This is a genomic window from Yersinia aleksiciae (genome assembly GCF_001047675.1).
In the GTDB taxonomy this organism is placed as follows: domain Bacteria; phylum Pseudomonadota; class Gammaproteobacteria; order Enterobacterales; family Enterobacteriaceae; genus Yersinia; species Yersinia aleksiciae.
The window spans coordinates 984,963-997,659 of record NZ_CP011975.1 but is presented as its reverse complement, the minus strand read 5'-3'; the positions used below and the strand labels follow the sequence as shown (position 1 = coordinate 997,659).

Below are 12,697 nucleotides of genomic sequence, written 5' to 3'. Positions count from 1 at the left end.
TTCCGGCTTGGGAAGTGCCGCCACTATAGGTATTTGCTGGCACATCATCAACGGACAATTTATAATGCCTCGGATTACAAAAACTAATAAGTAAACAAAGGGTTTCATCTGAGGATGAGCCGTTATAAAAAAGTATCCAATTCATGTCAAAACGATTACCACCCTTGAACGCCTTGCGGGTTTTCGATGCGGCCGCACGCCACCTGAGTTTTACTAAAGCGGCTGACGAGTTATTTGTCACCCAAGCCGCAGTTAGCCACCAGATAAAGTCCCTGGAGGATTTTCTCGGGCTAAAACTGTTCCGTCGTCGTAACCGTTCTTTGTTGCTGACCGAAGAGGGTCAGAGCTATTACCTCGACATCAAAGAGATTTTCACCTCGATCAATGAAGCCACTCGCAAATTACAGGCCCGCAGTGCGAAAGGTGCACTGACGGTAAGTCTGCCCCCAAGTTTTGCTATTCAATGGTTGGTCCCGCGTCTTTCTGGATTTAATGCCGCTTATCCTGGCATTGATGTCAGGATCCAGGCGGTGGATCGGGAAGAAGATAAACTCGCTGATGATGTCGACGTTGCGATATTTTATGGCCGGGGTAATTGGACTGGCTTGCGCACTGAACGTCTTTATGCCGAATTTTTACTCCCCGTCTGTGCTCCCAGCTTATTAATGGGTGAGCATGGATTAAAAGTACCGGCAGATCTGGCTTATCATACGCTGTTGCATGATACTTCCCGCCGGGACTGGATGGCGTATACCCGTCAACTGGGTGTACCGCAGATTAATGTGCAACAAGGGCCAATATTCAGCCATAGCGCCATGGTGGTTCAGGCTGCCGTTCATGGGCAAGGTATTGCGCTGGTGAATAACGTGATGGCGCAGTCAGAGATTGAAGCTGGGCGATTGGTGTGCCCATTTAATGATGTATTGGTGAGTAAAAATGCTTTTTATCTGGTTTGTCATGACAGTCAGGCAGAACTGGGTAAAATAGCCGCCTTTCGTCAGTGGATACTGGCAAGAGCTGCCAGTGAGCAGGAGAAGTTGCGTTTTCGCTATGACAAATGATCAATCAAGGTGTTTAGCGAACAGAGTATCTGCGCAGTAATGACAACCCATTCACGATGGTCGCTGGCTACGATAAAATAGGTTATTGCCTGATATAACGACATACCTAAAGTCTTGGGCGTTGCAGCTTGCAGCGTTGAGTACCAAGGGTATCACTCTATCTAATTCAAGGTTAATGGCGATGAACAGTCGTTTAATGCTGATATTTGCCGCGCTGAGCGGTTTTGTCTATGTGGCTTTAGGTGCTTTTGGTGCCCATGTATTGAGCGCCACATTGGGGCCAAATGAGATGGCCTGGATCCGTACCGGGCTGGAGTACCAAGGGTTCCATACGTTGGCGATTCTGGCATTGGCTGTTGCTATGCAGCGGCAGATAAGTATTTGGTTTTACTGGAGTGGAGCCTTGTTAGCGCTCGGAACGCTACTCTTTAGCGGCAGTTTATACTGCCTGGCTCTATCGCACCTGAAACTGTGGGTCTATATCACGCCAATTGGCGGAGTATGTTTCTTGGCGGGATGGATTTTGATGTTGATTGGCGCGCTGCGTCTAAGAAAAAGGGCAGAACGCCATGAATAATAAAATTGCTTTATATTGCCGCTCCGGCTTTGAGAAAGAGTGTGCGGCAGAAATTACCGCGAAAGCGGCTGAGCTCGAAATTTTTGGTTTTGCGCGAGTCAAAGATAACAGCGGCTATGTGCTGTTTGAGTGTTATCAGTTGGAAGATGCTGATCGCTTGATCCGTGAAGTACCCTTCCGTGAGCTGATTTTTGCCCGTCAAATGATGGTGGTGGGGGAGTTGTTGAAAGACTTACCACCGGAAGATCGTGTGTCACCGATTGTGGGCATGTTGACCGGTGTTATCGAAAAAGCGGGTGAGCTGCGGGTTGAAGTCCCTGACACTAATGAAAGCAAAGAGTTACTGAAGTTTTGTCGCAAGCTGACAGTCCCTTTGCGTAGCGCCATGCGCGCACAGAAAATTCTGTCCGCCCGTGAAAATGCTCATCGTCCAGTGGTGCATGTGTTCTTTATCGCGTCAGGCTGTTGTTATGTCGGCTACTCATATAGCAATAACAACTCTCCATTCTATATGGGGATCCCACGTCTTAAATTCCCGTCTGATGCCCCAAGCCGCTCAACCTTAAAACTGGAAGAAGCTTTCCATATGTTTATCCCTGCGGATGAATGGGAAGAGCGCTTAGCCAGTGGTATGCATGCTGTTGATTTAGGCGCATGCCCCGGTGGTTGGACCTATCAGTTGGTACAACGCAGCATGATGATTCAGGCCGTTGATAACGGTTCTATGGCACAAAGCCTGATGGATACTGGGCAGGTGACACATCACCGTGTTGATGGTTTTAAATATGAGCCAACGCGCAGCAATATCTACTGGTTAGTGTGCGATATGGTAGAGAAACCGGCCAAGGTAACTGAACTTATCATCAAATGGCTGGTAAATGGTTGGTGCCGTGAGGCGATTTTCAACCTGAAATTACCGATGAAAAAACGGTTTGAAATCGTTTTGGAAAACTTGGAAATGATGGATGAGCAACTGAAAGAAAATGGGATCAATGCCCATATTCAGTGCAAGCAGCTCTACCATGACCGTGAGGAAGTGACGGTGCATGTGCGTCGGATTTGGTCTGGGGCGCCGGGTCGCCGTGATGAGCGCGAATAAAAATCAGTGATATCGCGTTAGATTAAGGGGCTTTTTGGCCCCTGAGGTTATTGACAAAGTGCCAGCGGCGGAGAGAACAGGCGGATAGTAAAGACGCCGTAAATCCCTTCCTGGAGGTTCGAGCCGCGCCGTCCTGGTGCGGACGCTTTACTCTTCCGCCTGTCCTCACCGTTCCCGATCGAGTCATCGGGGGTTGTCAGTAGTCTGAGGAGCCTTTTGGCCCCTCAATCTTTCTGTAAACGAAGCTGTTGTAAGTTGCCACTCAATGGCAAATCAGTTTTCAATGTGGCGATTTTTTTGCAAATAAACGCCATTTCTTGGTGTTGTTGCAACTTTTTACGCCATTTCTCCGGTACTGACTCCAGTCCTTGATAGAGTGCCTCTAGCGTGTTGACTTGTTGCAGCAATAACGCGGCGGTTTTTGCCCCAATACCCGCGACGCCGGGAATTTTACTGCTGCTAATTCCGGCAAGACCCCAGTAGTCAGGCAGTTGGTGTGGTAATACGCCGAACTCCTGTTTCACAAACGGCATATCCAGCCAGCGCTTCTGAAAGTAATCACGAATCTGCACATTCGGTGCTAATAGCTGACAGTAACCTTTGTCGGTCGAAACAATCGTCACTTGATGTCCTGCACCGCCAATTTTAGTTGCCAGCGTTGCGGCCAAGTCATCAGCTTCATTGCCCGGTGAATGCCAGCAAGCGATGCCTAGCGAATTGAATGCCTCGCGGATTAGGGGCATTTCCTGCTGTAGATTATCGGGCATGGGCGAACGGCCCGCTTTGTAATCCGGCAGACACTGATGACGCCAGCTGTCTGAGCGGTCATCTTCATCAAAAACCGCCACGGCATGTGTGGGTTGGCTGTGCTGAATCAACTGTTGCAACGCATGTTGGCAAGCCTTAATGCAAGGCGAGCCCTGTACTGCGTGAATGCGGCGAATTAAATTAAGGGCATCAACAATAAGGAGGTGGATTTGCATAGCCTGTTTTATATGAGCGTTTAGCCAGAGTAGAATTGGGCAGCGCTAAAACTCAACGCTGCCCAGTGATTGCGCCTTTCTCTTTTAGCTACAGATTTCATAGCAAGGAGTATAATCACTGCCCGGTAATTTCATTCGTTGTTGAGCGATAAAGCCTTGTAATAGGCTATCCATCTGCTTCATCAATTGCGGGTCACCGTGTAATTTGAATGGCCCGTTAGCCTCAATCGCATGAATTCCTACTTCTTTCACATTACCCGCCACAATTCCAGAGAAGGCACGTCGTAACGCTGCGGCCAGTTTCTCAGGGGGCTGATTATGGGACAAGTTCAGGTTCGCCATATTTTCATGGGTTGGCTCAAATGGGTGCTGCAAATCAGACTCGATGCGGATTGACCAGTTAAAGCTATAAGCATCACCCGTATTACGGCGATTCTCTTTCACTAATGGCATCGCTTTTTTCATCTGGCGAGCCACTTCATCCGGATCACCAATAATGATTTGGTAATACTTACGCGCTTCATCACCCAGTGTATTCATGATGAATTCATCCACAACGCGGAAGTAATCGGCACTCTCTTTCGGCCCGGTTAAAATCAGTGGTAATACCTGCTCACTGTTTTCCGGATTCATCAGAATGCCTAACAGATAGAGTAGCTCTTCGGCTGTCCCCACACCGCCAGGGAAAATAATTATCCCGTGCGCGATACGGACGAAGGCTTCTAGCCGTTTTTCAATGTCAGGCATGATAACCAGTTCATTGACCAGCGGGTTTGGCGGTTCTGCTGCAATGATTGAAGGCTCGGTCATGCCGATAAAACGACTATTTCTGTAGCGCTGTTGGGCATGACCGACAGCTGCACCTTTCATCGGGGCTTCCATCGCACCCGGCCCACAGCCAGTACAGATGTTCAACTCACGTAAACCGAGCTGGCTACCGACCTTACGGGCGTATAAATACTCATTTTCATTGATTGAATGACCGCCCCAACAAACAACCATATTCGGTTCTTCATCAATATGCAGGGCGCGGGCATTACGTAAAATGGAGAAGACCAAGTTGGTCAAATGACTGGAGCTTCCCATATTCAAATGCTGGTAATGTTCTGCGCTAACAATTTGCCCATTCACAAATAAGATGTCGCGCAGCACGGCAAAGAGGTTTGCCTGTAAAGAGCGGATAATTTTACCATCCACAAAGGCATGTTCTGGCGGATTCACCAATTCGAGCTTCACACCACGCTCGCGGCGCAGTACGTTGATATCAAAGGTTTCATAGCGCGATAAAAGCTCTTTGCTGTTGTCAGTCAGGCTACCTGAGTTGAGAACGGCCAATGAGCAATTACGGAATAAACGGTACAGATCACTGCTAGCTGTACGCTTGAGCATATCCACTTCTAGCTGTGATAACAGATCCATTGAGCCGAGTGGGCTGACATGTGTAATCAAAGTTGCTCCTTTACACCCTTTAGGGTGGTAGTGCCCGTGTATCAGAATGCTACTTTCTATTTTGCCTAGGAATATCAGAGAGATCTTTCAGTATTCAGTTTGTGTTTTTCTGCTGAAAATAGCCTGAAGATACTGTAATTAACCTTAACGTCCTCCCCTTAATTTTGCCAACATTAACGTGCGCTGAGCTAAAATGTTGCGCACATGCACGCATTTATTGCCGGGCCAGACGACCTGTTGACGGTACAAAATCGGTATTGGAGCGCCAAGGGTTGATATCCAGCCCACCACGGCGAGTATAGCGGGCATAGACAGACAAGGTTTTTGGCTGACAAAAACGCATGATGTCATTGAAGATGCGCTCTACACACTGTTCGTGAAATTCGTTGTGATGGCGGAAAGAGACCAGATAGCGCAGCAGTGCTTCTCGGTTAATTTGCGGGCCGCTGTAGCTGATCTGCACGGAGCCCCAATCAGGTTGGTGGGTGATCAGGCAGTTGGATTTGAGCAGGTGGCTGACGAGGCTCTCTTCTACGTGATTGGCCCCCGCTGCGCCTTGCAGATAATCGGCACTAAATTCATAGCTATCAATGCGAATATCCTGCTGATCCAGGCACTCTCCCACAAAATTGGCAATCGGCTGATCCGTTATTTCATCGAGCCGGTACAGTGTGACACTGACATCACCCACAGCACAGGCGGCCAAATCACGTTGCAAAGTCGCTTGAACACTTTCCCAGTCAGCAAAAACGGTTTGGTTGAAACTGTTGAGATAAAGTTTGAAGCTTTTTGATTCAATCAAATTGACGCTATTCGCATTCAGACTTATTTCGCCCACCGCGACCTGCGGTAGCCCGTTGCTGTTTAGCCAAGATAACTCATAAAGTGTCCAGATATCAGCACCATGAAAGGGCAAGCTATCTGGATACAAGCCGAGAGGCTCGCGATTCATGCTGCGTGGTACGGCTTGTAGCAAGGTCACGTCATAGTGATCACGATATGCGGTTGGTTTGCCCAGCGTCAGTTCCGCCAGCGCTTTGTGGTCTTGATATGAAGACATGCTGTTTCCATGGTGAGAGTTCGGTACAATACTCCGAGTTTATCAATTTATGCCGCGTTTAACCGTATTTCTAAGCGGGTGAGATGCCCATCATGTTGCAGTGCAAGCTGCCGCGATACTGAGAATTAAGAATGGACCAGAACGTTTCAACGGCACTGAACAGTTTTACTCAACGCTATATCGATTTATGGCAGCAGCAAACAGGGCATCATCCTGCCAGTGACGAACTCTATGGCGTACCCTCGCCTTGTATCGTAGAAACGCAGGATAATCAGGTGATTTGGTTACCTCAACCTTGTGTTGCAGATGCTAATTTGAGCAATGTTGAGCGGGCACTGGAGATTCAACTTCACCCTGATATTCATGAATTTTATACCTACCAATACGCTGGCGATATGATGGCTGATCTCGGTGATCACCGTTTTAGTTTGCTGCAAGTATGGAGCGAAGATGACTTTATTCGCTTACAAGAGAATCTGATCGGTCACTTGGTCACACAAAAAAGGCTGAAACTCTCTCCGACGCTGTTTTTGGCAACCACGGAGTCAGAAATGACTATGGCTTCACTGTGTAATGTCAGCGGCAATGTGGTGTTAGAGCAATTTGGCAGCGGTAAACGTACGTTACTGGCTTCGACGCTCGTACATTTTCTAGATGCACTACGTCCCGTATTACCTGAATAAATAAGTGGTTATCCTGTATTCAGATACAGGTGCGTGTGAGAGATCTCGCACACGGCCTGTGAGACATCACTTCTATTGCTCATATGTAAAATTCTTGTGCCAGATTTATCTTCAATAAAATCACTTTGTTATAAACATTCATTTTTTTATATGAAAAAGTGTCAGCACCAATCTCCTTACAGTACCTTGTCACCCTTTGTCGTTTAAGCGATCCTTCTACTCGCCGGATAGGATCTGGTGGAGAAGGATGGTATCGGATGCTACCACTTCAGGATGAAGAACACAGGGACTGCTTAGGACGAGTGAAGGGACGTTTCAGGATGAAACAGAGGACACCTCCAGGATGGAGATTGAGAGCCGGTTCAGGATGGATGGTGGGTTAGGATAACCTCAGGATTAGCGCCGGGATGGTGTAGGACAACGCTACGGATTGCTGGTTAGGATAACCGAACGGAAAAGTTTTCAAGGACTGAGCAGGGAGCATCACTTTTAGCTGGATAGCTATAAAACGAATCGAGGGGTACTGGTAAAACAGTACCCCTTTTTTTATCTGCATTTTGCATAAGTTGCAGCGGTTATCTATGGTGTGAACTTGGGCATAGCCTGCTTCAGTGGTATGCTTTGCCGCCGTTGAATCAGCCCGGTAAATGGCTTTTTTTTGGTTGAGAGCATAATCATGAATACAGAAAATCAAGTGCGTCAGAGCTTGCAGGATATTGAACTTGCTATGCGGGCCATTGATCTTTGGCAAACAGTTCCGCCACAAGCCGAAGCTTTCGAAAGCAATGAACCTTTCAGCATCGATACCATGGATGCGGAGCAGTGGTTGCAATGGGTACTTATTCCCCGGATGTATGCATTGCTGGAAGCGAATGGCCCACTGCCAACCCGTTTTGCTATCACGCCCTATTTTGAAGAGGCGTTGAGTGGCGATGACCGACCCGATTGCACGGCACTGCTGATACACTTACGGCGCCTCGATGACCTGCTGAATAAAGAAAGTAACTAATGCTGGAAATAATCTATCAAGATGAATATATAGTTGCGGTGAATAAGCCGGCGGGTTGGCTGGTTCATCGTAGCTGGCTGGACAGTCACGAAACCCTATTTGTGATGCAAACAGTGCGCGACCAGATTGGTCAGCATGTTTATACCGTGCACCGCCTGGATCGTCCAACATCAGGGGTGCTGTTGATGGCGCTATCCAGCGATGTCGCTCGTGCGCTCTCTTTGCAATTTGAACAGCACCAAATCCAGAAAACATATCATGCGGTAGTTCGTGGATATGTGCTGGAGGGGGGAACGGTTGATTATGAAATGACTGAGGAACTGGATAAAATTGCTGATAAATTTTCCCGCCCAGATAAGGCTCCGCAGCCTTCAGTCACTCATTATCAGCCGCTAGCACAAGTGGAAGTTCCTGTTGCTATTGGTCGCTACGACACTGCGCGTTTCAGCTTAATGGAGCTGAAACCGGAAACCGGACGTAAGCATCAGTTACGGCGGCATATGGCGCATATCCGCCATCCAATCATTGGCGATAGCACCCACGGCGACTTACGCCAGAATCGTGGTATTGCACAACATTTTGATTGTTCAAGACTTATGCTACACGCTAGCCATTTAAAGCTGAATCATCCGGTGACAGGTGAAGCACTTTCGCTTACGGCGCGTTGGGATGAATCCTGGCAAGGATTGATGTCACATTTTGGTTGGTCTGGCATTGCCCCTCATCTTGAAAGGGTTGAGTTTTCCGCCACCGACGGTCAGGATAGTGAATAATTTTTTCTAGCTAAAAGGGTATCTATTGTATGGCTCAGATCGGAGTTTTTGTTGGCACAGTCTACGGTAACGCGTTGTTAGTGGCAGAAGAGGCCGAAAACATACTGAAAGAGCAGGGCCACGAAGTTAAAGTGTTCGACGAGGGTACCTTAGAAGCCTGGCAATATTATCGCCAACATTATGCGCTGGTGGTCACTTCGACGACCGGGCAGGGCGATTTTCCCGATAGTATTGCTCCGCTCTTTGTCGCAGTGCGCGATCAGCTAGGATTTCAACCTGAACTGCGCTATGGCGTTATTGCTCTGGGCGACAGCAGTTATGATAATTTCTGCGGCGCAGGGCGTACATTCGATGCATTGTTACAAGAGCAGGGTGCGACGCGGATTGGCGAAAGATTGGAAATTGATGCCATTGAGCACCCAGAGCCGGAAGTTGTTTCAGCGCCATGGGTAGAGCAGTGGGGTCGTTTAGTTCAATAATAAGCATCGTTATTTGGCCTCAGATTTAGTCATTAATACACATAATAAAACTGAGGCTACATCTTTGTTATCTTCAATACTTCTTCTTTTCTCATAATTAGTTCTCGTAGAAATAGCTCATAAATTGCCTCTGTGTAAAGTTGCTGCCGCTGCCAATGCAGTGACTTAATTTATTTGTTTAAGAGACGCAAAACCTATGAGTAACTCCTTCTTTTTTACCACGCCTAATCAACTTGGCGGTGGTGTACTGCCTTCCCGTTATAATGAGATTGTATTTGAACTGTCAGATGGTAATTGGGTTAACGATATTGTATTACCCGAGCAACCTGCGGATAAAAGTAGAGTCGTTATTCGCTCCTCAGCAACTTGGGATGCGAAGCTACAAGGCTCATTCGGCTTATTGGATATTAAGGCAGGTAATCAATATGAACTTGAGTATGATGCAGACATTCAGGATTGGAGTATCAAGATAATAAGTATTAATTATCTGACACCAAACAGTGTCGGTAATATTATTCCTGATAACCCCCAGCGCTTGACCTACTATTCGATGAATAATTGCAACTATGTGGCTGAGGTTACGTTGCCAGCTACGGCAGAGGACGGAGCCGTTATTATTATTAGTTCCACCGCATGCGAGGAATCACAATTATCAGGCAGCAATATATTATATGGCGGTTCTAAGACGATTAAACCCGGTGAGCAGTCTGTTTACCGATATCAGTCTATAAACAATGCTAGTGGTTGGATAATTGATTCTGTATCAATCGAACCGCAAGATAATATGGGTAATGAAATGCCGAGTTCAATGGGAAATATTAGCGTTACAGACAATAGTGATGAAACATCGGACTCAACCGCTAATGTAAGCGATAAAGATGATAGTAATGAAATACCCGATTCCCAAGTACATATTAGCTCTTTAGACGATAGCAGCAAGGAGGAGGAAGTTGTCAGTCACGAGCAGAGTCAAAGCAGAAAAACGGAGCTGATACCTAAAACTTTGTTTATGAGACCTGATCCACTTGATCGTGTTGTGTTGCCTTCAGGCTACAATAAGATTGTAATAGATTTTTCAAATGATAATTGGGCTAATGAGCTTGAATTGCCAAAAGATCCTGCGGATAAAAGTATCGTTGCTATCCGATATTCTGGAAGGAGGACCTTCCATCTAAGACTTCTGTCAATGTTCTTGCAATTTCAGCCGAATAATGAGTATTTTTTCGAATATCATGCAGATATTCGGAAATGGAAGGTCAGTGGGGAGAGCGTTGCTTATCTGACACCCAGTATTACCGGCAGTACTATTCCTGATAATCCTAAAAATCTCACCTATTTTATGATAGATAATGATAATTGGGTGTATGAAGTTACGCTTCCAGCTAAGTCAGTAACTGGCGCGATCATTATTATTACTTCTACAGCTGATTCGGACTCAAAAATTTCGGATAGCAATATAGGATATAGTGATATAAAAACGATTAAGCCTGGAGTGCAGTATATTTGCAGGTATGAGACGACATGCAAAGTTAGTGGTTGGTGGATTACTTCTATCCCCGTTGAACCGCAAGATAATATGGGTAATGAAATACCGAGTTCAATGGGATATATTAGCGTTACAGACAATAGTGATGAAACATCGGACTCAACCGCTAATGTAAGCGATAAAGATGATAGTAATGAAATATCAGATTTCCAAGTACATATTAGTTCTTTAGACGATAACAGCAAGGAGGAGGAAGTTGTCAGTCACGGGCAGAGTCAAAGCAGAAAAACGCAGATAATACCTAAAACTTTGTCTACCACACCGATTAAGCTGGGAAATGGTGTATTGCCGTCAGGCTATGATGAGATTGTATTCGAGCTTTCAGACGGTAACTGGACCAAAGATATTATATTGCCACTGCAACCGGCAGATAAAAGTATCGTTGTTATCAAATCATCAGCAACTTTTGTTGCTGACCTACATCTCCCATTCACGTCATTGAAAATCACAGCAGACAGTGAGTATACTTTCCAATATCATGCAGATTTGCAGCAATGGGATATCGAGGGGACAGGGGTTAATATTCTGACACCAAACAGTGTCGGCAATACTCTCTCTGAGAGTACCCAAAGAATTACCTATTATTTGATGAAGAATGATGACTGGGTGCCTGAGATTACGCTTCCATCCACCGGCAAGGATGGGACGCTTATTATTATTCGCTCTATGGCAGCTAGTGATTCAAAAATATCTGCAGAGCATCTGTTATATGATAGTACCACGACGATAAAATCGGGTGACCAGTATGTTTTCAAATATTTGGAGAAATTTAATCGTTGGGTGTTGGAATCTGCACCAATAAGACAGATAGAAGCAGGTGATATTCAGGATGAAATACCTTATCCGACCTCACAAACTACGTTAGTGACTATTACTGATAACTCTTGGCGAGAGACAATAAAGCTACCTGAGAAAGCCGCTGATCGTGACAAAATCACACTAAAATCGTCAACTGATACAGTGACGTATATTAATGCTGACAATGTTAATGAGCCGGGGGTAATGAAACTACAAAAGGGTGAGCAATATGACTTTTTCTATATTGCTGAAAATGGAAAGTGGCAATTAGTACAGTCACCGGACACCCTTTATCAAGCACAAGATATTACTGATGGCAAAGTGCCCGAATTACGCACGCCACGAACGATCATTAATGCAGCTAATGGCAATTATCAACCGGAATTACGACTACCTACAGCACAACAGCCTGGTAGCCGAGTCATTATTACCAGTAGCGCCGAATGGGATATATCTGTCGTAGCCGATGAGACAAACGAAAAAGTCTTTAATGGTGAGACGGTCGTATTTAAAGTGGACGGAAAAGGGCTCTGGTTCAGAGAAACAGTCACCATTGATCTGTTATTACTTTACAGCGATAAAGCCGCCGATCGTTTAGGTAAAGAGGTGATGGAAGCTCGTCTAACTGAGGGCTTGGCGTTGACAAATAAAGCGCTGGAAAATTCGGGTGCTAATTTTCGCTATCGTGCGGTTGACATACGGCAAGTAGCGGCAAAAGCTCACTGGCGTGAACTGGGTCATCCTCTTAATGAGTTACGAGAAGATCTTGAAGTGCAGGGGTGGCGGAATACCTTAAAAGCCGACGGTATTTATTATGAAGGTACTGAAGATGGCTGTGGCCTGGCATGGCTAGGTCCTTCAGAGAAGAATATGGTTGGCACAGGTTCGACAAACTGCGGAACGACTGTTATGCGCCATGAACTGGGTCATAATATGGGTATATATCATGGTGGTGAGAGCGAATCATACAATCAGGGGTATGGGTTGCTTTCAACCATCATGGCAGGAAATGACTCACATTATTATTCCACGCCTAATCGTTATAGCGCTGATTACGGCATAGCTATAGGAACAGCTAAAAATAATGGTGTGCGGATGATGAATGAGATATCGGCAGGAGTAGCCGCTTACCGCTAAATGGCACATCAGGACTAATGTATTTCAGTCAGTGCTAAAATAT

The 12,697-nt window shown here is 46.1% G+C and carries 11 protein-coding genes; 8 read left to right on the top strand and 3 right to left on the bottom strand.

Translation table 11 applies throughout. The features are described 5' to 3' along the window. The first annotated feature begins 143 nt into the window (after nt 1–143). The 3 genes from ACZ76_RS04725 to rlmM all read left to right on the top strand — a co-directional run bounded on the left by ACZ76_RS04725 (nt 144) and on the right by rlmM (nt 2,737). Nucleotides 144–1,061 carry a transcriptional regulator GcvA gene (locus ACZ76_RS04725; protein WP_048617264.1) on the top strand — a complete coding sequence of 306 codons (918 nt, stop codon included), beginning with the start codon at nt 144–146 and terminating at the stop codon, nt 1,059–1,061. Between the two features lie 181 nt (nt 1,062–1,242). Continuing rightward, a complete protein-coding gene (locus ACZ76_RS04720) occupies nt 1,243–1,638 on the top strand; it encodes a DUF423 domain-containing protein (RefSeq protein WP_072081011.1) in 396 nt (131 codons plus the stop codon). After that, complete coding sequence (gene rlmM, locus ACZ76_RS04715; RefSeq protein ID WP_048617262.1) at nt 1,631–2,737, top strand: 23S rRNA (cytidine(2498)-2'-O)-methyltransferase RlmM; 1,107 nt, start codon at nt 1,631–1,633, stop codon at nt 2,735–2,737. Before ACZ76_RS04720 ends, rlmM begins: the two co-directional genes overlap by 8 nt. A 224-nt stretch (nt 2,738–2,961) precedes the next feature. Here rlmM and xni read toward each other — a convergent pair whose 3' ends face one another. From xni to queF, 3 genes are all read right to left on the bottom strand, one after another. After that, nucleotides 2,962–3,720, bottom strand: coding sequence for a flap endonuclease Xni (xni, locus tag ACZ76_RS04710; RefSeq protein ID WP_048617260.1), 759 nt, complete (start codon nt 3,718–3,720; stop codon nt 2,962–2,964). A gap of 84 nt (nt 3,721–3,804) precedes the next feature. Further along, nucleotides 3,805–5,169, bottom strand: coding sequence for a nucleotide 5'-monophosphate nucleosidase PpnN (ppnN, locus tag ACZ76_RS04705; RefSeq protein WP_048617258.1), 1,365 nt, complete (start codon nt 5,167–5,169; stop codon nt 3,805–3,807). A 214-nt stretch (nt 5,170–5,383) separates the two neighbouring features. Continuing rightward, the gene (gene queF, locus ACZ76_RS04700) at nt 5,384–6,229 is read right to left on the bottom strand and encodes an NADPH-dependent 7-cyano-7-deazaguanine reductase QueF (protein ID WP_048617256.1); all 846 of its coding nucleotides are present in this window, start codon (nt 6,227–6,229) and stop codon (nt 5,384–5,386) included. 131 nt (nt 6,230–6,360) lie between these two features. Between queF and syd the strand changes: the two genes are divergently transcribed. The 5 genes from syd (at nt 6,361) to ACZ76_RS04675 (ending at nt 12,654) form a co-directional block, all read left to right on the top strand. Beyond that, on the top strand, nt 6,361–6,912 hold the full coding sequence (syd, locus tag ACZ76_RS04695) for a SecY-interacting protein (RefSeq protein ID WP_048617255.1): 552 nt from the start codon (nt 6,361–6,363) through the stop codon (nt 6,910–6,912). Between the two features lie 676 nt (nt 6,913–7,588). Continuing rightward, nucleotides 7,589–7,921: a YqcC family protein gene (locus tag ACZ76_RS04690; protein WP_048617252.1), complete on the top strand. Its 333-nt coding sequence runs from the start codon at nt 7,589–7,591 to the stop codon at nt 7,919–7,921. Then, nucleotides 7,921–8,694 carry a tRNA pseudouridine(65) synthase TruC gene (truC, locus tag ACZ76_RS04685; RefSeq protein ID WP_048617250.1) on the top strand — a complete coding sequence of 258 codons (774 nt, stop codon included), beginning with the start codon at nt 7,921–7,923 and terminating at the stop codon, nt 8,692–8,694. Before ACZ76_RS04690 ends, truC begins: the two co-directional genes overlap by 1 nt. Nucleotides 8,695–8,723: 29 nt before the next feature. Further along, nucleotides 8,724–9,173: a flavodoxin gene (locus tag ACZ76_RS04680; RefSeq protein WP_048617248.1), complete on the top strand. Its 450-nt coding sequence runs from the start codon at nt 8,724–8,726 to the stop codon at nt 9,171–9,173. Between the two features lie 196 nt (nt 9,174–9,369). Then, on the top strand, nt 9,370–12,654 hold the full coding sequence (locus tag ACZ76_RS04675) for a hypothetical protein (RefSeq protein ID WP_048617246.1): 3,285 nt from the start codon (nt 9,370–9,372) through the stop codon (nt 12,652–12,654). Nucleotides 12,655–12,697 lie beyond the last annotated feature (43 nt).